Origin of the sequence: Gardnerella sp. Marseille-Q9185, from assembly GCF_046508745.1 — a bacterium.
In the GTDB taxonomy this organism is placed as follows: Bacteria; Actinomycetota; Actinomycetes; order Actinomycetales; family Bifidobacteriaceae; genus Bifidobacterium; species Bifidobacterium greenwoodii.
Map to the genome: position 1 here is coordinate 1 of NZ_JBKFWK010000003.1, position 21,014 is coordinate 21,014.

The 21,014-nt window shown below is 38.5% G+C and carries 17 protein-coding genes; 9 read left to right on the forward strand and 8 right to left on the reverse strand.

Translation table 11 applies throughout. The features are described 5' to 3' along the window. The 3 genes from ACLD5M_RS03770 to dnaA all read right to left on the reverse strand — a co-directional run. A partial coding sequence (locus ACLD5M_RS03770) for a DNA replication/repair protein RecF (RefSeq protein ID WP_410314642.1) occupies positions 1–665 on the reverse strand: 665 nt, incomplete at its 3' end. Positions 666–773: 108 nt separating this feature from the next. Continuing rightward, the gene (gene dnaN / locus ACLD5M_RS03775) at positions 774–1,898 is read right to left on the reverse strand and encodes a DNA polymerase III subunit beta (protein WP_004126500.1); all 1,125 of its coding nucleotides are present in this window, start codon (positions 1,896–1,898) and stop codon (positions 774–776) included. A gap of 432 nt (positions 1,899–2,330) precedes the next feature. Next, the gene (gene dnaA / locus ACLD5M_RS03780) at positions 2,331–3,953 is read right to left on the reverse strand and encodes a chromosomal replication initiator protein DnaA (protein ID WP_410314679.1); all 1,623 of its coding nucleotides are present in this window, start codon (positions 3,951–3,953) and stop codon (positions 2,331–2,333) included. A gap of 421 nt (positions 3,954–4,374) precedes the next feature. On the opposite strand from dnaA, the gene rpmH reads away from it, so the two are divergent. From rpmH to ACLD5M_RS03820, 8 genes are all read left to right on the forward strand, one after another. Further along, positions 4,375–4,509 (forward strand): 50S ribosomal protein L34, encoded by a 135-nt coding sequence (gene rpmH, locus ACLD5M_RS03785; protein ID WP_004114029.1) that lies wholly within the window; start codon positions 4,375–4,377, stop codon positions 4,507–4,509. Between the two features lie 21 nt (positions 4,510–4,530). Further along, a complete protein-coding gene (gene rnpA / locus ACLD5M_RS03790) occupies positions 4,531–5,025 on the forward strand; it encodes a ribonuclease P protein component (protein ID WP_004133908.1) in 495 nt (164 codons plus the stop codon). Positions 5,026–5,067: 42 nt separating this feature from the next. Further along, positions 5,068–5,388, forward strand: a complete 321-nt coding sequence (gene yidD / locus ACLD5M_RS03795; protein WP_004133909.1) for a membrane protein insertion efficiency factor YidD — start codon at positions 5,068–5,070, stop codon at positions 5,386–5,388. Then, a complete protein-coding gene (gene yidC / locus ACLD5M_RS03800) occupies positions 5,388–6,401 on the forward strand; it encodes a membrane protein insertase YidC (RefSeq protein ID WP_004133910.1) in 1,014 nt (337 codons plus the stop codon). Before yidD ends, yidC begins: the two co-directional genes overlap by 1 nt. A 135-nt stretch (positions 6,402–6,536) precedes the next feature. After that, a complete protein-coding gene (locus tag ACLD5M_RS03805) occupies positions 6,537–7,097 on the forward strand; it encodes a protein jag (protein ID WP_004133911.1) in 561 nt (186 codons plus the stop codon). A 190-nt stretch (positions 7,098–7,287) separates the two neighbouring features. After that, on the forward strand, positions 7,288–7,998 hold the full coding sequence (rsmG, locus tag ACLD5M_RS03810; protein ID WP_004133914.1) for a 16S rRNA (guanine(527)-N(7))-methyltransferase RsmG: 711 nt from the start codon (positions 7,288–7,290) through the stop codon (positions 7,996–7,998). A 788-nt stretch (positions 7,999–8,786) separates the two neighbouring features. After that, entirely contained in the window at positions 8,787–9,734 is a 948-nt protein-coding gene (locus ACLD5M_RS03815) for a ParA family protein (protein ID WP_410314643.1), read from the forward strand. Between the two features lie 21 nt (positions 9,735–9,755). Beyond that, the gene (locus tag ACLD5M_RS03820; RefSeq protein ID WP_410314644.1) at positions 9,756–11,111 is read left to right on the forward strand and encodes a ParB/RepB/Spo0J family partition protein; all 1,356 of its coding nucleotides are present in this window, start codon (positions 9,756–9,758) and stop codon (positions 11,109–11,111) included. Here ACLD5M_RS03820 and trxB read toward each other — a convergent pair. From trxB to ACLD5M_RS03845, 5 genes are all read right to left on the reverse strand, one after another. After that, positions 11,092–12,033: a thioredoxin-disulfide reductase gene (trxB, locus tag ACLD5M_RS03825; protein WP_308581560.1), complete on the reverse strand. Its 942-nt coding sequence runs from the start codon at positions 12,031–12,033 to the stop codon at positions 11,092–11,094. The two genes, ACLD5M_RS03820 and trxB, sit on opposite strands and share 20 nt — an antisense overlap. A gap of 75 nt (positions 12,034–12,108) precedes the next feature. Next, positions 12,109–14,340: a kinase gene (locus ACLD5M_RS03830; RefSeq protein ID WP_410314645.1), complete on the reverse strand. Its 2,232-nt coding sequence runs from the start codon at positions 14,338–14,340 to the stop codon at positions 12,109–12,111. A gap of 191 nt (positions 14,341–14,531) precedes the next feature. After that, on the reverse strand, positions 14,532–16,304 hold the full coding sequence (gene murJ / locus ACLD5M_RS03835; protein ID WP_047923039.1) for a murein biosynthesis integral membrane protein MurJ: 1,773 nt from the start codon (positions 16,302–16,304) through the stop codon (positions 14,532–14,534). Then, the gene (locus ACLD5M_RS03840; protein WP_410314646.1) at positions 16,301–18,667 is read right to left on the reverse strand and encodes a DUF6049 family protein; all 2,367 of its coding nucleotides are present in this window, start codon (positions 18,665–18,667) and stop codon (positions 16,301–16,303) included. Before ACLD5M_RS03840 ends, murJ begins: the two co-directional genes overlap by 4 nt. 55 nt (positions 18,668–18,722) lie before the next feature. Then, entirely contained in the window at positions 18,723–19,499 is a 777-nt protein-coding gene (locus tag ACLD5M_RS03845; protein ID WP_004136585.1) for an NUDIX hydrolase, read from the reverse strand. Between the two features lie 42 nt (positions 19,500–19,541). Between ACLD5M_RS03845 and ACLD5M_RS03850 the strand changes: the two genes are divergently transcribed. After that, positions 19,542–21,014 carry a CCA tRNA nucleotidyltransferase gene (locus ACLD5M_RS03850; RefSeq protein WP_047923033.1) on the forward strand — a complete coding sequence of 491 codons (1,473 nt, stop codon included), beginning with the start codon at positions 19,542–19,544 and terminating at the stop codon, positions 21,012–21,014.

A 21,014-nucleotide genomic window follows, 5' to 3' on the forward strand; every position in this document is an offset into this window, starting at 1 on the left:
CTATTAGTAAGATATTTAATAATTTTATTAAAATATTTATTAAGAATATTTACTACTTTTTGTCTAGCTTGTGTAAGCATAATTCCAGATTCAATAAATTTACCAGTCCAAATTTCTAAACCAGATAATGAAATTGGTTGATTATTATTTGAAAATTCTCTAATACTTTTTAATAATGCAGCGCGCTGTTTAGAAATATGCTTAAAATTTTGCAAAATTTGAGAATAGTTTGGTAATAGTAATAATCCTGCTTGATCTATAAAAGTACGTCTAACAGTTGGATCTCCAGAAATAAGTAATTGATCACTAGGCGTAAAAGAAACTACTGGTAAATGGCCTAAAATATCTCTCATATAAAGGGATTTTCCGTTATTAATACGAGCCCTATTTGTTCCTTTTAAAAAAATATTAACTTCATAAGTTGTTTCTTCATCATTTTTACGCGTATTTAGTCTTATAGTGGATTTTTCATATCCTTTTCTTATAAGAGGCAATGTTGAAGAAGTACGATGACTTATTCCAGTACCAACAAATTCGAGAGATTCAACAATATTTGTTTTGCCAAGACCATTGTTGCCGTAAATAATATTAATTCCTGGTTCGCAATCAAAAATTATATGATTCCAAGAACGAAAAGTATCAAGGGCAATTCTCGAAATATACATTTCTTTATTACCCTTTCTTTTAAAAATAAAACATAAAAAATTGTGATATTACATTCTACAGTAAAAAGATGCTGCAACAAAATGTAATATCACAACTAATATTAAAAACTAATTATTAAAACGCATAGGAACAAGCAAATAACGGTAATTCATAGATTCGTCACCGTCTGATTCTTGTTGACCATTAAATTCAACAGGTTTTACTGCAGTTGCCATTTTCATATGAACGAATGGTTCAGTAATTGCACTTAAACCTTCAATCAAATATAAAGGATTAAAAGCAACAGTAATTTCTTCACCATCCATGTCAATGTCAAGAACTTCTTTTGCTTGAGATTCGTCAGCAGCACCAGCACTTAAAGTTAATTCTTGATTTGCAAAAGTCATTCTAATAGGAGCATTCTTTTCTGCTACCAAAGAAACTCTTTTAATAGAATTAATTAAATCTTGTCTATTAATAACAGCGTGAATTGGATAGTCATCAACAAAAAGCCTATCTACAGAAGGAAATTCGCCATCGATAAGTTGTGAAGTACTATTTCTACCAGAATTTTCAAAACCTAGTAATGTTGGATCTTTTTCGTCAAAATCAATAATAACGTTCTGATGATCGTCAAAAGAACGAGCAATATCTCGTAATAAAGTACCACGAACAAGAGTTACAGAATTAGTATTTTCATTTTCTGGAGTCCACTTAAAAGTAGAACGAGACAAACGGAATCTATCAGTTGAAGTCATAGTAACAGTGTCATCTTCAAACTGCATTCGGATGCCTGTTAAAACTGGTCTATTTTCTTCTCTAGAAATAGAAACAGAAGCCTGATTAACTGCTTGAATAAATGTTGGGGCATCAACTTGACCCAACTTATTAGGAAGAGCAGGTAAATCAGGATATTCTCCTAAAGGCATAAGTTGAAGAGTAAATGTTGATTTTCCAGAAGTAATAGTTAATAAATTGTTTTCTGAACTTAAATAAGTATTTTCTGCAGGAAGGGACTTTGTAATATCGGCCATTAATTTGCCTAGTACAAGTACACTACCTTCTTCATCAATGCCAGCTTCAATATGGTTTAGGCTAGAAATTTGATAGTTGAAGGCAGAAAGTTGCAGTGTTCCATTTGTTGCTTCAATTTTTAGACCTGCAAGAATAGGGTTTGCAGGCCTAGAATCTATAACGCGTGTAGTCCAAGCTACAGCATCAGCAAATGATGCAGAGTTGACTTCTACTTTCATGCTTCCTCTTTTCGTTTAAAGTCTGCAATCATTCTACAGTATTAGTGCACATATCTGTAGTCTTTAAAATTTATAAGAGTGCAAAGATTTATAAATTTTATTAATAAATAAGTAAATAAAATAGTAGTCATAATAAAAGCTGTGTATATGTGGAAAACTCTTATTTAGGCGCGCAATTTATAGGTTATTAACATTTTAAAGCTGTTAATAAGTGTCTAATAATAATGTGTACAAGTTGTCGAGTTATCCACAATAAAAGCTATTTTTTAATGTATTAACATTTTTAAAGCTCTTATACACTACTTATTAACATTTAAAAACGGCGTTTTCCACGAGTTATACTCAGCTTTTACCCACATTTGTTATTAAGTATGTGGATAACTTTAAAAAAATTTATAAACAAATCTTCATAAAACAGTGGAAAAGTTGTTTTTACTTTCTATGATCTGCAGGATTTTGCTTTAATCTAACCGTTAATTCCATAACATAATTGTAAATTTCCTGCTTTTCCTGCATCTCTCCACTTACACGAGTATAAGCGTGCATTACAGTTGTATGATCTCTACCGCCAAAAACTTCGCCAATATCAACTAAGCTCATACTTGTCATCTCTCGAGCAAGATACATAGCAATTTGGCGCGCAAGAGCAACATTCTTTGTGCGCTGACGACCAACAAGTTCATCAAAAGTCATGTGGAAATACTGAGCTACCTGACTAATAATGTCAGTTGGCCTTACTTCAATATCTGTTGCAAAAAAGTCTTGTAAAGCTTGTTCTGCCAAAGCTTTACTAACAGGCTGATTACTTAAGGATGCTACAGCTGTAACACGAGTTAAAGCACCTTCAAGTTCTCGAATATTTTCAGTAAATCTTTCTGCAATTAAATCAAGCACGTCGCTTGGAACATTGCAGTGATTCATTGAAGCCATCATTCTTAAAATTGCAATACGCGTTTCCAAATCTGGCGGCTTAATGTCTACGGTAAGACCAGATTCAAATCTGGAAATTAAACGAGCTTCAAAGCCTTTAAGATTTTTTGGAGCAACATCAGAAGCAATAACTATTCGCTTATTTGCCTGGTATAAGGAATTAAAAGTATGGAAGAATTGTTCAAGAGTTGCTTCTTTTCCACCCAAAAATTGGATGTCGTCAATAAGAAGAACATCAACTTCGCGATAACGCCTATTAAACTCAGCTATTTGACCTTGACTTTGATTAGGTGTTTGAAGAGCTTCAATAAATTCGTTAGTAAATTCCTCGCTAGTAACATAACGAACTTTAAGTGAAGTGTCTTTTACTAAAGCGTAATTGCCAATTGCATTAAGCAAATGAGTTTTACCAAGGCCAGATCCGCCATAAATACATAAAGGATTAAAATCACGTCCGGATCCTTCGGCAACAGCAAGTGCTACCGTTCTTGCAAAACGATTTGAATCTCCCGGAACGAATGTGTCAAACGTTGCGCAAGTATTTAAATGCGTAATCGCATCTCTCTGCACAGAAACAGTTTGTTGTGCAGATTGTGCTGAAGGCGAAGAAATTTGTGTTTGTTTAAGAGTTGATAATCCAGTAGCATTATCAAAATCTGGTTGCAAAGTAGAATTTGCTGAAATTTTTTTATTATTAACTATTTCATTAACAAATTCAGGCGAAGTAAGGTTAGAAGATTTTGATAACAAATTTTCAGAATCTTGGCTTGGAACAGTAACAACAGGAGGAACAGCTGCAGTTGAAATATTATTATTTAAATTAGCTGCACGATTGTTTTGCTGAGATGATTCAGATGCTCCATTTGCTACAGAATTGTTCTGAACATTAGAGTTAGGAACAATTTTAAAAGCAGGGAACATGTCTTTGCCTGTGCAAATTTTTAGAGCTGTTAAAAGTGGTGAATTAAGCTCATTTTGCAAAGCCTGCTGTGCTTCCGCATTTGACACACACAAAACAATAGTTGTTCCAAAGATTGCTTCCGGCGTTACACCTTCAAACCAACCCTTATCCCTAGCGGTTAAAAGGGCATTATGCTGCAAGACAGTAAGCGTATTAGACCAAATTGATTCAGCTTCCGATTTAGGTTCGCCTAATGTATCAGCCATTTCACCCCCAACCTGTGATTAGTGCGTAGCTTTTTCCAACTTCGCGCGCACGTGTTTTCAAAGTGTCAGTAAATCATGTTTACTCTGACCCTACGAAGTTATCCACCGTCTAGCGTGTTGAAATTGCTCAATTGTGAATAACATGTGTGTAATTTGTGGATAAGTTAGTGTTGAGATTTTGGCTATTTTCCAACGTTTTTAATAAATAATAAAATGTGATAAAAATGTGAACAAAATATTTTTTAGCGCATTTAAACAAGTTAAATAAAATGCTCAAAAAATATGGAGTTTTGACTATTGGTGAGGGGTAAGAGTATTTTAGTAGAGCTTGACTCATACGGGGCCATGCTTTTGCATGGTTGAATACAGGAGCATATTTATGAAGAGGACATTCCAGCCAAATAACCGTCGTCGTCACATGAAGCACGGCTTCCGCGTTCGTATGCGTACGCGTGCTGGCCGCGCCGTAATCAATCGTCGTCGTGCCAAGGGTCGCAAGACACTGTCTGCCTGAGTTAAGGTAGCGTCGTAAAACATGGAAAGGCTGAAAAGCCACCGCGATTTTGTTGCGGTTCTAAAGAAGCGACGCAAAGTGAGTTCGCGAGATATCGTCGCGCATTATGTGATGCGTGACGATACAGCCCTTAAGAACACACCTAACGAAGATAGAAGTGCAGTTTTAGATTATATTGCCACGGGTTTTGGAAATAGTATTCCCGCGGCATTTTCTGATACCTTAATGCCTTCTCAAAATAGTGAGGATGCCAAGAGGTTAGGTCTTGCTGTATCTAAATCGGTAGGTAAAGCTGTAATTCGCAATAAAGTGAAGCGCAGACTTAGGGTTATTGCTAAAGATTGTGAATCATTACTACCTTATGGCTGTGATGTTGTGTTGCGTGCAAAACCTACTGCAGCAGAATCCTCATTTGATTCGCTGCATAGGCAGATAGAAAAACTTTTTGCTAAAATTAGTGAATTATTAAAAACTGTGCATGAACATGATTTTCACGAAGCAGTTAAAAATAATTGACAGAAATAACTGATTTTTAATAAAGGTATGGTGACTATTATGATGCGTAGCAAGAAAAGCTATATTGCTCGCGGAATAATTTGCGCCATACGCTGGTATCAGAAAAAAATTTCTGCAAATAGACCAGCTTGCTGCAGGTACTACCCCACATGTTCTAGATATGCTATAGAAGCTGTTTCTCGCTATGGTGCATTTAAAGGTGGTATTCTTGCAGTATTGAGGCTACTTCGCTGCAGACCATGGACCAGCTGCAGTATTGATGATGTGCCACGTAAATATTCAATCTTTTATCGTTGTGCTTGGTCTAAAGCGCATGAAGAGCCACGGCTAACTCCCTTGGCTGAAGAAGACAAGGAAAACTAATGTTTAATCAAGATCACTTCTTACTTGATAATGGATTCTTAGGATGGTTCTATAAGATTCTTACCCCAATTGAATGGCTTATGACTCAGGTAATGTCTTTGTGTCATAAGTTCCTAGTTCTTATTGGTATGAACGAAATTGGATTCTCTTGGGTTCTTTCAATCGTTTTCCTTGTGATTGTTGTGCACGCGTGCATATTCCCTGCTTTTATTAAAAGCATTAAAGGTATGCGTAATATGCAGGCTATTGCGCCTAAAATGAAGAAAATTCAGCAAAAATATAAGGGCAAAAGCGACGCTGCAAGCAAGGAAGCAATGCAGCGAGAAATGATGAAGCTGTATCAGGATAACAATGCAAATCCTGCAGGAAGTTGCTTGCCTATGATGATTCAAGGTCCTGCATTTATGAGCATTTGGTACACGCTTTCGGTTATTCCTTTTATCGCTCGCGGAAAGCATGCTGCTCTTGGCGCTTTTGATACTGCAACAGCTCAACAGTTTATAAAAACTCACGTATTTGGAGTAGGTGTTGCAGACACATTTATGACGGTCGAACTAACGGGCAAAATCGTAATCGTAATCTTTGTTGTACTTATGTGTGCAGCAATGTGGTATATGCAATTTAACAATATTCGTAAAAATCTTCCTCCAGAGTCTAAGCAAGGCAGCCAATATACAATGCAAAAGCTTATGATGTGGGGCTTCCCGCTGATTTATGTTTTCTCTGCTTTTGCGCTTCCGTTTGCAATGCTTGTTTATTGGTTGGTTAACAACATTATGAATATGCTTCGCTCTATTTGGCAGGTATATGCTTTCCCAACTCCTGGCTCTCCTGCAGCTGAAGAGAAAGAGAAGCGAGATTACAAAAAAGAAACAGAGCGCAGAAAGCGTGAAGGTTTGCCTTCTATTGAAGAAGAAAATCTTCAGAAAGCTCGCGAAGAGGCTGAACGCAGGGAAAATGAAGGATTCCAGCGTAAGCAGCCACAGCGCAAGCGTAAAGTATCAAAAAAGTAGTAATTAAATATGTTAAGCGCTTAATAAAGGTAAGAAAATAACTCTTTAAAAATTATTTATTTGGCTTTATTATCCGCTAAACTAGACTTCAGAATTTTGCAACGTGAATTTTTAAGTCACGATAAGGAGTAAGTAATGGTACAAGACGATAAGAAGACGGTTGACCAGCTCAACGAAGAAGCTGATATTGCTGCCGATTATTTAGAAGGTTTGCTTGATATTGCTGATTATGAAGGCGATATTGAGATGGGCATTCGCAATAATCGTCCAATGATTCAGATTGTTGCAGATGATGACACTGATATTAAGCATTTAATCGGTCGTGAAGGCGAAGTTGTTGATGCTTTGCAACAGTTAAGCAGGCTTGCGGTTCAGCAAAAAACTGGTGATCGTTCCCATCTTATTGTCGATGTTGATGGTTTTTTGAAGCGTAAGCGTCAGCATTTGCGCGATATTGCTTTGGATGCGGTTGATGAAGTTCGCGAAACTGGTGAATCTGTAGATTTGAAGCCAATGAATTCCTTTGAACGCAAGGTTATTCATGACACTGTTCGAGATGAGGGTTTGCGTTCTCGCTCCCACGGTGAAGAACCACATCGCTATGTTACTGTTTATTTGCCTGCTAGGTCTGATGAAGATGTGGTTGATGATATGAATGATGCACTTTCTTCTGATGACGAATATGTAGAGGAATAATTTTAAAGGTTGCATTTTAAAACATTCTATTGCTTTTTAAATGTAAGTTTTGAAAAAGCATTTAGAAGAAAGTGTTTATAAAACAGCATAAAGTAACATTTTTGAACAAAAAATGTTTAGTTATGTTACTTTATATTTTAATAGATTTAGATATTTTGAAAATATCAAGATACGAATAAGTGTGGGGAAAATGGCCGATAATCAATCTACTCAGATGGCAGAAAACACTCAGCCTGTAATTGATGAATTAGAAAATTCTCCATTACTAAATGACGTTCTTGGTAGCGCACTCCCTCAATGTTCCATGTTTCACGTGAAACTGCAAAGAGAAGGTTTGCTACGAGGACTTGTTGGCCCTCGAGACATGGGAATTTTATGGGAGCGTCACATATTAAATTCTGCAGCAGTTGTGCCTTTTGTTCGCAAAGTTGCGGAAAAAAGTAAGCAAAAAAGAGTTGCTGATGTTGGCAGCGGCGGAGGATTTCCTGGTTTAGTTTTAGCTGCTTGTTTACCTGACTATGACGTTACATTAATTGAACCAATGGAGCGTCGCGTGGATTGGTTGCGCGAGTGTATTGCGCTTATGGGGTTAAAAAACGTTACTATATTTCACGGCAGATCAGACGAAGTTATTGAAAAAATTAAATCACATGAAATTCCTGCGTTTGATGTAGTAACGTGCAGAGCTGTAGCTCCTATGACAAAATTGGCCGGATGGACTATTCCTTTATTAAGAGCGCATGGAAGTTTAGTCGCCTTAAAAGGTAAGTCTGCTAAAGCAGAAGTAGAAAAAGCTGCAAAAATGATTCGCAAAGCTGGTGGCGCAAATCCTCGAATTCTTGAAGCGCCAGTTGCGTCTGGTTTGCAGCCGACTACAGTCGTATTAATCGATAAGGCTTGATTTTTAATTAAAATTTGTGTTTGATGCTGGGCGAGTTTTGGTAGTTCCTTACTTATTGTGGCGCGAGTTTTGGGTGGTGTTTGGCTGGCGTGTTTTCTGAAGTGCTGTGAGAGATAGGAATTACTTGTCTCGCAGCGCTACGCTCTTATACCTTATTTGGACTTAGCGGTTGCATAGTTAAGTTTAGTTTTTTAGTTACTTTCTTTCAAAAATAGTTATTTCTCAACAAGATATTACTATCGCTCCGCTTTTATATTGCTCGACAAGCAATTCCTATCTCTCACTCGTAAATTCCACCCACCGTTGTTTTTTGGTGTGGTAGGAAGAGTGCTTGGTGTGGTGTGTGCGGCAGCACGGATGTTAGTGTTCTCTGATCAACAGGAATCAACGTTAGCAAAGCACTGGTGCAAAGCTACAAAACCACTTTTCGCAGAAGCATTGGTGCAAAGCTTCATACGCAGCGTCTGCAGAGCATTGGTGCAAAGCTTCATAAACGTGCAAACATCTAATCAATGTGAAAAATCGAAAAATCTCATCACGTGAATATAAATTGTTCAATTAGATTTTGCGATAGGTTGAGGTATTGATTGTGTCTATTGCGGAGTGTGCAGCAGCACGGATGTTAGTGTTCTATGATTAGAAAAATGTGTAGTTAGTTATGGAATAAGGTGTTGATGTTTCATGTGAAACATTACGTGATTTTAGTTTTTTATGTCCATAGAAACAAGGAAACTTAATAGACGTATCGTATTTTTAGGCATTTTCATTACTATGCGGGGGTGATTGTCGTGGAATCAGCTGAAGAAACGATTCAACGCATTTTTGGAGATTCAAAATCTTCCTTAGGTATTGAATTGGCAAATTTAACATCGCGATTTCATGCCCTCGAAAAAGTGAAGTATCCTAAGCCGGAAAAAACTCGTTTTATTGCAGTTGCAAATCAAAAAGGCGGTGTTGGTAAAACAAGTTCAGCTGTTAATCTTGCTGCAGCTATGGCAGTTGGCGGATCTCGCGTGTTACTAATTGATATGGATCCGCAAGGCAATGCGTCTACTGCATTAAATACTCCACATTCTTCTGGAGATTTGTCAGTTTATGATGTAATTGAAGGTCGTAAAACTATTGCTGAAGTAAAAAAAGCTTGTCCGGACGTAGAAGGTCTTGATGTAGTTCCAGCATCTATTGATTTAAGCGGTGCTGAATTAGAGCTTGCTGAAATGGATAATCGCAACAATCTTTTGAAGAATGCTCTTTCTGATTATCTTAATAATTGTGAAGAGCCTTACGATTATGTGTTTATCGATTGCCCTCCTTCACTAGGTTTGTTGGTTATTAACGCTATGTGTGCAGCACAGGAAATGCTTATTCCTATTCAAGCAGAATATTATGCTTTGGAAGGTTTAGGTCAGCTTATTAGAACAATTGGATTGGTGCAACAGCATTATAATCCTATTTTAACTGTTTCGACTATGCTGGTAACAATGTTTGATAAGCGCACATTATTAGGGCGTGAAGTTTTTCAAGAAGTTAAAAAACATTATCCGAATATTGTTCTTGAAACGACTATTCCTCGCACTGTAAAAATACCTGAGGCTCCTAGCTTTAATCAAAGCGTAATAACTTATGATCCTCATGGAGCTGGCGCAATATCGTATCGTGAAGCAGCATTAGAAATTGCTAAGCGATCCGAGACTGTATTATCTGTTATTGCGGAAAAACAAGATAATAATAAATAAGAACAACAAGAGGAGATAATAATGAGTGTAAGTAAGTCTCGTTTAGGCAAAGGCTTAGGTGCATTATTCCCAGCTTTACCTGGCGAAGATGCTCTTGTTGATTCATCTATAAAACTGCAAGATAGTGTTTCACATGAAACATCTTCCGAAAATGATTCGCAAAAAAAGAATTCTTTAGAAAAGCAGAATAAAAACACAGAACATGTTTCACGTGAAACTGTAAAAAAAGATAGCATTAGCGAAAAAAGTGTTTCACATGAAACAAAAGTCCCTAGCATGATAAATTCTATTTCGCCACACGCGAATGTAGATAACAATAAAATAAAGAATGTTTCACGTGAAACTGCGCAGTTGTTGCAGGGTAGTGAACAAGGTGAAAAGCATGTTGGAAAGCATGCTCATAAACGTTCTGCAATGCCATCTCTTGGAGATGTAACTCGCCCAATTGACTTCTTCTTTTCTGACTCAACTTCACCTAATTTCAAGCTGGATAAGCAAAAAAATGCTGAGTCTAATAATCTTGAAAAAGGCGCAGAAAATCAACAATTAAAGCCAATTAAAGGCGGTTATTTAGATTATTTGAAGCCTCTTGATATTGTTCCTAATGCGCATCAGCCTAGAACTATTTTTGACGAAGATGAATTGCGAGAGCTTGCATCTTCAATTAAAGAAGTCGGTGTGCTTCAACCTATAGTTGTTAGACCAATTAAAAACGCTGATAAGAATAATAAAGAAATTGCACATTACGAACTTATTATGGGCGAGCGTCGTTGGAGAGCTTCTCAAATTGCGCAACTTGACACAGTGCCAGCAATCGTTAGAACTACGTCTGATGAAAATATGTTGCGCGATGCGCTTCTTGAAAATCTTCACCGCGTAGCTTTGAATCCTTTGGAAGAGGCTGCCGCTTATTCTCAAATGATTGACGATTTTGGATTGACACAAATTCAGCTTTCTAAATCTGTTTCAAAGTCTCGTCCGCAAATTGCCAATACTTTAAGGCTTCTTAATTTGCCTGCTAGTGTTCAAAAGCATGTTGCTTCCGGAGTTCTTTCTGCAGGCCATGCTCGCGCATTGCTTGGATTAGAAAAGCCGGAAGATATGGAGGAGCTTGCTAATCGTATTATTTCTGAAGGGTTGTCGGTTAGAAGTACTGAGGAAATTGTTTCATTAAAAACAGAGCATCCTGCTAACGGTGTGACTCGTACGCGCGCTAGAAGAAATAACTACTGGTCTTCTTCGCCTATTCGTCAGCAGCTTGAGGAGCGTTTTGCTACGAAAGTTGCTATTAAAGGCACGCAGAACCACGGCAGAATTGAAATAGTATTCTCATCTCCGGAAGAAATGAAGCGTATTATTAATCTTCTTTCTCATTAAGATACGCCTGCGCGTCAAGAGCTGCTCTGCACCCCATGCCGGCTGCAGAAATAGCCTGTCGGTACACGCTATCTACAACATCTCCCGCAGCAAAAACTCCGTCTACAGAGGTTCTAGTTGAAGCGCCGTCAACCGCAATGGTTCCGTCTTCATTTAGTCTTAATGCGCCATTAAGGAACTTTGTTGCGGGAGTATGCCCTATTGCAACGAATAATCCTGAAGACTCAATCTCTTGCGTTTCTCCCGTAGCAACATTTCTAATAGTTAAAGATGTTGCTTCTTTACTGTCGCCGTGCACTTCTTCTACAACACTGTTAAGTATGAAACTAATTTTTTCGTTCTCTTTTGCGCGATCAACCATAATTTTAGAAGCTCTAAACTCGTTGCGTCTATGAATTAAAGTCACAGAAGATCCAAATCGAGAAAGGAATTGTGCTTCTTCGAAGGCTGAATCTCCGCCGCCAACTACCGTAATTGGTTTACCGCGGAAGAAGAATCCATCGCAGGTTGCACAATATGAAACTCCTCGTCCAGAGTATTCCTGCTCTCCAGGCACGCCCAATTTACGCACTGTAGAGCCCGTAGAAACAATAACAGCCTCTGCCTCATAAGTTATACCATCTTCGGTTGTAACGCGCTTTACAGGGCTATTAAAGTCTACAGAAGTAACGTCGCTTAAAATAACTTCAGCACCAAATTTTTCGGCCTGCTTTTGCATTGCGTCCATTAAATCTGGTCCCAAAATTCCTTCTGGGAATCCTGGATAATTTTCTACCTCTGTAGTATTAACTAATTGGCCGCCAGGGGTTAAGGCTCCAGCTATAACAAGTGGATTGTATCCAGCGCGACCCAAATATATTGCAGCAGTATATCCAGCAGGTCCGGATCCAATAATAACAACTTTGTGAATTTTATTTTCCATTCGTTATTTATCCTTACTTGTTATTCACAGGGGTTTATTCGGTTAATTATTTATATTTATTTGACTATTGCAAAATTAGTAAAGCTTTACAGAATTAATATAAAGACTGTTCTTAGGCATAGTATCCTTTGGAACCCAAAGCATAAAGTCTTGCGATTTTACAATCTTTTTAAGTTTCACATCAGTTGTTCCGCTTTCATCAAAAGTAAATTCTGCAAGCTGCGTGCCTTCTCTAGGATCATCTTTTGTATTTGCAAGCAAGAAGGCGTGTCCGCCTGAGGTTCGTATTGAAATAACAAAACGATACACAGTTTGAGGCTCTGTTAAGTGAATGTAGTAGCCGTATCCAGGTTGTTGTGCAGGGAAGCTAAGGAACTGATAGCGATCTGCCTTATAGGCAACAGTGTTCGTAGGAATTTTAGGTTTTGGAACAGCCTTTACCTGTTTTCTTCCTATGTGCTTCTTTGCCTGCTGCTTTTCTTGTGGCAGCACTCCTTGGCTTCCAAAAGGCACATTTTCAACGGTTGTGCTATCCCAAGAACCATTATTACTAAGACTGTCTTGGCTTTCATGTGTTCCAAATAAACCATGTATTGCTAAAGCTAATCCAATAATAAGAAGCAAGCATACGGCGCCAATTGCAATAACTTTTGTTGAAAGACCAAACCATATTTTTGCATTAGCAATGGCATCTGTACCATTTGGATTATTCTTATTTTTATTGTGTAAATCAGCAGATTTCTCGCGAGGCTGGAAGCTAGGCGGCAATGAAGGGGAGCTTGTTTTAAGAGCATCTTCGGCTTGATTATTATTAATTTCATTCTGCAGTGCTCGCGCAGATTCTTCGCCAGGAGCAATAAACCTACCTCGGGTATCGACTACTGGTACGCGACCAGTAGATTCAGCTTCTGAAGTTAAGCTTTGCGGTCTTGACATAAGCTCTGTATGCTGAGCATTCTCTGCAAGTAAATGTTCAAAATCAAAGCTAGCAGCAACACCAGTTTCGGTTAAATCATCTCTTTGACTTTGATTGCGAGAATTATTAGCACGATTAAGAACATTTCGAGAAGTAGCAGATTCAGGAAAATGCTTATATGATGCAGATAAAGTTGGGAAAATAGCGTCATCAGTATCTAAATCCGTAGGAGCAAGAATACTTGCCATTTCTGCAGCTGCAATATCGTGAAAATCAATGTCAGTATTTGTGTTTGTATCTTCGTCAAAATCATCATCAACTTTTTTGTTGGAAGAATTAGCATTATTTCGCTTAAGAAGTGAGCCAAGTGTTCTGCCAGCGTTCTTAAAACTGCTACTAATCTTTGCAGCTCCACTATTTTCGGCAGATCCAGAATTGTTGGACGAGTCTTGCAAATTAAGAGAATTAGCATTTTGCTCGTTTGCTTGCTGCATAAACTGAGCGTCAAACTGTTCTTCGCTTTGTGTTAAACCTTCTGGCAAAGGAAGAATTACATCATCTTTTGCGCTAAGTAAACGAGCATTGCTAATAGATGCAGCACTTGTTTTATTACTAAACTCAATATCTTTATTAGAGAGCTTAGAAATAGGCGTGTATGAACCCAAAAGCGCCATCAACTCAGCAATAGAAGCCATAGGAACTATGTGATTATTTGCGTTAACGTCTAAACTTCGTGTGCAAATCATCCTAAATTCTGAAGGAGTGTCATTGGCAAGCATAGAAGCGTCAAAATGCGCTTGTATGCGCGAAGAAGTTCTAGTAAGAAGAGCATAAAGTAAAGAAGCCAGTTGACGAGTAGCAGCGTGCTCTATGCCTTCGCTTGCTGTAGTTTCTTCGCTATTTTGCGATTTAGTTATGTCTTCTAAAAGTGGGCTTACAGCAGTGTCTGCAAGTTCAATGCCGTTAGGAGTAATACGCACAGTGTCGCTTGAAACAGCATGATGAGTTATGTTATTTGAAAGAAGTTTGCTTAATGCTTGAGCTGTTTCGGCAACAATTGTTCTTATAGCTTCGTAGCTTAATGGGGTTTCTTTTTTAGCTAAATAATCGCTAACTGTAATACCGCGATCGAGAGCTGTAACAATAAGAGCAATCGAATCATGATGTTGAAGCTGCAAAACCTGAGTGAATTTAGTGCTGCGAGATAACGCCAAAGTAGAAGCAATTGTATTAACTTCTGGCAAAAAACGAGAATCGCGCACAATAAATAGTTGGCAATCTTGAGTAAGTATGCGGTCGTTCGCCTGCCATACTTGTAGTCCAGCCTCATTGCGCAAAAGCGATACTAAAACGTATCGGTTTAGTACAATATCTCCGAGCCGAGGTTCCATTTGCTACTCATCTTCCTACGCGTGCGCAATAAACAATGACAACATTTTTTAACTACAATCTAATTGTACTTATGAAATGACAACTTATGTACAATAATTTTGTTGATATTGTAATAATTTCTAAAACAACTACAGAATTACATAGTAAAGTTTGATTGTAAATAGAAATATTACAAATTATGCTTGTCTGTTTACTTATTTGGCATCTTACCGGATCGAACTACTCGTGCAGTACGATTAGCTTGCTTTTGCTCAGATTGTTTGCGAGCAGTGTCTTCAAAAATCTTTGCAAGAGGAATAAGCGCAGGAATTTTCTTAGAAAGTTTGCTAATTATTGGTGAAGATAAATCAATAAGTTCGCTAGTTTTCAAAAGAAGAAGTACCGCAAGATAAATAATCGCAATAATAATTGTTGTAATTGCGCAAACAAGTAAAGCGTTGAACCACCTCAACACTCCGTGCAAATGCGGGGAATTAATAGTAAAAACTTGTAAAAGAGGTTCTCGTACAAAAAGACCTATAAAAACAGAAATTAGTGCAGACACAACAATTTTTACATGTGTAGTTACAAGTCTTTTTTCGTCTAAATCCTTGTTAAAACGATTTCGCAACATGTGAACAAGAGATGGGAAAGTTAGGAAATAACTTATTGAAACACAAGCTCCTAAAGCTGTTACCCAGCATGTAGGAGGAAGCAAATTAACACAAGATACAAACGCAATAATCTCAGTAAAAAGCTGAGCAAAAGCAAAAATAAACGGGCTTTTGCCATCTTCAAACGCAAAGAACGTGCGTTGAATAATCAAGTAACTACTTGTAAGTGGTAATCCGAACGCAAGCATTGTAAGAGGAGCAGCCATAAGATTAGCTTCTTGCAAACTTATAGACGGAATCAAAGCTAACGAAATAGGAGTTGGGATAACAATAAAAACAACCGTAAAGAAGCACATTATTAAACTTACGTGCCTAAGCGCTTCGCTTAAATCTTTTCGTGCGTCATTTAAATCATGATTTGCAATAGCCAGCGAAATTTTAGGGAAAATAGCTGTTGCTACAGACACTGCAACTAATGAATAAGGAAGCAAAAACATCGTGTAAGCATTTTGGTATGTGGCATTACCAGCTACCTCAAACTGGTCTAATCCTAAACGCTGTTCTGCAACAAATGGGACGCTTGTTGTTATATGCGTAGTAATCATAACAACTATTTGCGTAACAACAACAATGCCCATGCTCCACGCTGCAACAGGGCCCATGGAACGTAAGCCAATATCTCGTATTCCAAAACTTGGGCGGTAGTGTATTCCGCTTTTCATTAGCGGCCAGAATAGAACTAAAGCTTGAGCAGCAACACCAAGAGTCCAAAAACCTGCCGTAAGAAGAAGAGTATTTCCGTTCCAGAAACTCAGAGGCTCTCTATTAGCTTTTCCAAAAATAAAAATGAAGACGCCAAAACCTAAGCAGCTAATAATATTCGCAGCTACAGAACTCCACGCATACATTGCAAAACGACCCTTAGCGGCAAGAACTTGCCCTAACACGGTGTATAAGCCGTAGAAGAAGATTTGTGGCATGCACCATAGCGTAAAAGCGCAAGTAAGCGTTTGCATTTCTTGACTTCCGCCTGCGTAAAGCATTGTGAGTACAGGCGTTGCTGCAGCCATAAGAATTGTAACTGCAAGAAGTAAACCAATAGCAAAAGTAATAAGCTTATTTAAGCGCTCTTCTGCATTCTTCTTTTCCAGCGTGCGTACAATTTGCGGAACAAGCACAGCGTTAAAAATTCCACCTGAAACAAGAGTGTAAATAAGCTGAGGAATCATAGATCCAGCTTGATACGCGTTTGCAGCAAGTCCCGTGGTTCCAAGGGCTGCAGCTAGCAGAATAGTACGTATTTGCCCTGTAATTCTAGATGCGGCTGTTCCGCTAGCCATAATAACGGAATTTCTACCTACTGAACTCATTCGTCTGAATCCTTCTTACGGTTAAATTGTCTCCAAAGTCCAAGAAGACCAAGCATGAAAGCGAATATTATAATAATCGTACCGCTTTTATCACTAATTTGCAGAGTACTAGTAATAAGCGTGTGCTGAGTGGCGGAAAATGCTTGATGCTGATTATCTTCCAAAACGAAAGTAGCTTTAGTGTGAAGAGAAGTCGTAATTCGCAAAGGTAAAGTAACTTGCACTTCGCTATTTGCTGGAACTTTAACTAAAGTCTTTCTACGAGTAACAATTTCCATAACGTGCGTATCTGCAGATAAATACACTTTTACTGGATAAGCGTAAGTATTGCTGATAGTAATCGGTATGCTTGCCGTTTCACTAACTGCAGTAATATCTTTTGGAGGTATTATGCGAATCCCAGAAAGTAGCTTATTTACAAAGTATTTCGCTGTGCTATTTTCGTTATAAGCTGTTTGTTGTTGTTTACGATTTGCGTATTTTTTTATTTTAGTCGGAAGACTGCTTGTTTTATTTGTTAATTCTTGCAACGCAATATCGTCGTACAAGCGTAATAAATACAATCCCCAATCTTTAGCGCTAATCCTATTTTTTGCTTTAGCAGCCTGTTTAGCTAGAGCTTGAGCGTCGCCTTCCGTATTGCGTAATTTCGTATCCTGCTCGTAATTAAGAATATTTTTAACAAAACGCGAAACTTTTTGCCTGTAAAGAATTAAATTCTTTAATTCTAATCGTCTTTCTTTGGCTGAAACTGCGTTAATTGCACTACTGTGAGGCATTGAGTGCATAAGATCATTATTTTTCCAAGAAGGCAGCTTTTCTTGTTTAATTTGTGCCATTGTATTTAAGTCGCTTAGTTGCAGCCAAGGCGATTGCTCCAATGCACTCATAACGCCATCAATATTTTTTACGTCTGTTTTGTTAGAAAAAGTAATAAGAATATTGCGGTCTACGTAAGGTTGTTCCATTTGGTAGAACGCGCTTTGTGCAACTAAACGGTTTATTCTACCGGCCTGAGTGTGCTCGCTAAGAGCTGTAGAGCTTGTTGCTTTGCCGTTTGCTAGCATTGTTAGAACAGATTGAGCAGATAATACGCGTACGTCTCCTGCGGGAGTTTCAACATCGTATATGCCGTTGCTAATAGCAAATTGTGAAGCTGTAGAATCAAATTCATCTGTGGAAATAACAGTGTTATAACCGTTGCGTTTTGCAAGCTCAAGTGCTGAAAGTGTCCATTTTCCTCGAGTTTGCCAAGCGTATGTGTTTTGTGATCTGTTGTCAACCTTCGAAATCTGCTTCGTTTCATGAGGATGAGCATAGGAGTTAGAAGTTTCAGCTATCTGCGAAGATTGTGGAATTTTTGAAGTTTGTTGAATTCTTGAATTTTTAGCAGACCATGTGCTTTCATTAATGCCAGCAGAACGATACATTTTAGAATTGTGATCATCTGCATAAGCGCTAATATCAAAACCTGATTTTTGCATAAAAGCGTTAGGAACAAATAATAATCGAGCTGCTTGAAGCGTATTTATATCGGCAATAGTTTGCAATTTATTATGCTTGTTAACTAAATCTGCCTGCTCAAGCACATAGTGCGTATCCTGCTTATTTGCTTGCAAATTCGCTACAACTCTACTATTTGTGCTTGTGAAATTATCTTTTAAAACATGTTGCTTATTTGCAAGAATTGGCATAACTGCCGTAAGTTTTATTGCTGGAGATTCAGGCACATTAAAGCCTGCGTTCGATCTTGTTAAGAAGGAACGAATGGATTTATATCGTGAAGAATCCTTAGAAAAATACGTGATTTTTAAAGGTTTTGGACCCCAATGCCAAATAGATTTAAGTTCTTGAGAGTCTGAGGGTATATCAAAATGGAAGGTTGAAGTTTTTCCTGCTGCAACTTCGCCAATTTTTATTGAGCCAAGTATTTGCGGAGTTGGTATAAGAGATTCTCCTTGAGCCCAATTTTGCAAATCTGTTCGTGAAACAAAAGTGTAGTTGGAATTAATAGAAAGTTGCAAAAGGCCTTCAGGAAGTGCTTCTGTTGTAGATTTAACTGTTGCAGTAAGATGGTAGCCGCTTTTATCGGTCACAACCGGTGTGGCTTGAAGAATATTAAGATCAATTCCCTTTGTGTGAGGATTTTCGTAATCGTTTTCTTTTTTCTTAGTGTTTTTACCGGATTTATCTTCTAAAGTCGTATTAGATGTAACAGCGTTTGCTGTACGCAACAATCCCACATATTTTGCGCATTGCATATTAGTTATTGCAAGAAGAATGGCAAGAGACGTAATCAAAATAATAGTAAAATGCAAAACTTTTAAGCACAAAGCTCGCGCGGATTGCAGTAAATTACGCATGTAAAAACATGGCTTGTGGCATGTTAAATTGTGCGCTTCGTGCGCTATATGGTTCTTACGCGTGAGATTCGTCACTGTGAGACCGCCTGTTTGCTTTTTTTGCGTAAAGCCATGCAACTTTACGCTCATTTGGATAACTTAAAATCGCGCTCAGTTCTTTGAAATTTACCCATATTGCATCTTCTGCTTCATGGTCTGGATCTCCTAATACAGAAAGATCGCCGCCTACGTAGCGTAACGCAAAATGATGAACTAGTTTATGAACTCGATGAGTTGTTCCTGTAAACCAATAGTCTATTGTGGCAATTGAATCAACCACTTCGCCTATAATTCCAGTCTCTTCATGAATTTCACGAACAGCAGTTTCTTGAGGTGTTTCACCCTTCTCAATATGACCTTTTGGCAGACACCATTCAAGATGTCCGCTTCTGGAATGTCGAGCAATAATTGCGACACGCCCGAGTGTGTCGAATACAAGTCCGCCTGCGGAATATTCACGAATAATTGGCAAATCTTGAGCGTCTAAAGAGGCGAAAGTAGCAGGCGTATCTGATAGTCTACGCTGTGGCATAATAGCCGGAGATGCGCCAGGGATTATTGAAGTTTTTTGAAGAACATCCTCATTTTCAACCACTTCTTGAGACTCTTGCTCAAGCTCTGAAAAGATTGGAATATCAACGAAAATCTGAGATTTTTCTTCGTTTGATTCTAAAGATTTTTTACTATGAATTTTAGATAAATCAAGAGGCGTTATTTGAGGCGCAGACTGATTTTGGGCATGATTATCCGCAAGCTTGGCGAGCATACGTCGTAAATCTGCAGGAGTAACCATACACTCCACCTTACTCAATCCGCTGTGCATTGGGGTAACTGTATGCTGGAATATAGATTAATTTTTGCTGAAAGGGTGTCGGTAAGGGTGACTGAGAACTTCAAAGTTTGGCCTGAAGCTATAGAGTTGGGGCGACTTTTCGCTGAACACGATTATGAACTTGCATTAGTTGGTGGACCTGTGCGCGATATGTTGTTGCATCGCGTGTCGCATGATCTTGATTTCTGCACTTCTGCTCGTCCAGAAGAATTTGAACCTATTTTAAGGCGTTGGGGTCATGACGGTTTTTGGGATATGGGTCGTAAATTTGGCACTTTGGGTGCTGTTCGTCGACGCCCGGATGGGACGGAAGTAAAAGTTGAAATTACTACATACCGTTCAGACGCATACGATCCTGATTCTCGTAAACCCGAAGTGCAATATGGGGATACTCTTGAGGGTGATCTTTCTAGGAGAGATTTCACAGTTAATGCAATGGCTTTGCGTGTTCCAGATTTGGAATTTGTAGATCCGTTTGGTGGGGCTAGTGATTTAGCTAAAGGAGTGTTGAGAACGCCTGTTGATCCTCGTCAATCTTTTGATGATGATCCTTTGCGAATGATGAGAGCAGTTCGTTTCGTTGCACAACTTGGGTTTACTATCGAAACTAATACTGCTGAAGCAATTGTAGATATGGTAGATCGCCTTGATATTGTTTCAGCTGAGCGTATTCGTGACGAAATTACCAAACTTCTTCTTTCGGACCGTCCGCGTAAAGGTTTGGAAGCTCTTGTTGAGTCTGGTATTGCAAAGCGAGTCTTGCCGGAAATTCCAGCTTTACAGCTTGAAATTGATGAGCATCATCGTCATAAAGACGTTTTTGAGCACACAATGATGGTTCTTGAGCGCGCTATTGCCTTAGAAACCGATGATGAAGGTCCTGTGCCATCTCCTGATCTAACTTTGAGATTAGCAGCCTTGTTGCACGATATAGGCAAGCCGCGTACTAGAAAGTTTGAAGATGGTGGCAAAGTTAGTTTTCACCATCATGATGTAGTTGGTGCAAAAATGACGCGTAAGCGTTTGAAAGAATTGCATTTTGACCATCATCTTATTGAAGATGTAAGCGAATTAGTAAATCTGCATCTGCGTTTTCACGGTTATGTTGATGAACCTTGGACTGATTCTGCAGTACGACGTTATGTTAAGGATTCCGGGCACTTATATGAGCGTTTGAATCGACTTACTAGAGCTGATGCAACTACGCAGAATCGTCGCAAATCTTTGATGTTTGAGCACGCAATGGACGAGATGGAACAGCGCGTTCGCGAATTGAAGAAGCAAGAAGATTTTAATGCTATTCGTCCAGATGTTGACGGAAATGAAATCATGAAACTGCTAGATTTACAGCCAGGGCCAATCGTTGGTGAAGCTTATAAACATATGCTTGATTACCGTCTTGATAACGGGCCTGTAGCTCACGATATAGCTGTTGCAGAATTACAGCGCTGGTACGAAGAAACGTATAAAAAGTAG

Coding starts and splice junctions, on each gene's coding strand:
- dnaN (WP_004126500.1), bottom strand. CDS start 1,898: ATGAAAGTAGAAGTCAACTCTGCATCATTTGCTGATGCTGTAGCTTGG.
- rpmH (WP_004114029.1), top strand. CDS start 4,375: ATGAAGAGGACATTCCAGCCAAATAACCGTCGTCGTCACATGAAGCAC.
- rnpA (WP_004133908.1), top strand. CDS start 4,531: ATGGAAAGGCTGAAAAGCCACCGCGATTTTGTTGCGGTTCTAAAGAAG.
- yidD (WP_004133909.1), top strand. CDS start 5,068: ATGCGTAGCAAGAAAAGCTATATTGCTCGCGGAATAATTTGCGCCATA.
- yidC (WP_004133910.1), top strand. CDS start 5,388: ATGTTTAATCAAGATCACTTCTTACTTGATAATGGATTCTTAGGATGG.
- ACLD5M_RS03805 (WP_004133911.1), top strand. CDS start 6,537: ATGGTACAAGACGATAAGAAGACGGTTGACCAGCTCAACGAAGAAGCT.
- rsmG (WP_004133914.1), top strand. CDS start 7,288: ATGGCCGATAATCAATCTACTCAGATGGCAGAAAACACTCAGCCTGTA.
- ACLD5M_RS03820 (WP_410314644.1), top strand. CDS start 9,756: ATGAGTGTAAGTAAGTCTCGTTTAGGCAAAGGCTTAGGTGCATTATTC.
- trxB (WP_308581560.1), bottom strand. CDS start 12,033: ATGGAAAATAAAATTCACAAAGTTGTTATTATTGGATCCGGACCTGCT.
- ACLD5M_RS03830 (WP_410314645.1), bottom strand. CDS start 14,340: ATGGAACCTCGGCTCGGAGATATTGTACTAAACCGATACGTTTTAGTA.
- murJ (WP_047923039.1), bottom strand. CDS start 16,304: ATGAGTTCAGTAGGTAGAAATTCCGTTATTATGGCTAGCGGAACAGCC.
- ACLD5M_RS03840 (WP_410314646.1), bottom strand. CDS start 18,667: ATGCGTAATTTACTGCAATCCGCGCGAGCTTTGTGCTTAAAAGTTTTG.
- ACLD5M_RS03845 (WP_004136585.1), bottom strand. CDS start 19,499: ATGGTTACTCCTGCAGATTTACGACGTATGCTCGCCAAGCTTGCGGAT.
- ACLD5M_RS03850 (WP_047923033.1), top strand. CDS start 19,542: ATGCTGGAATATAGATTAATTTTTGCTGAAAGGGTGTCGGTAAGGGTG.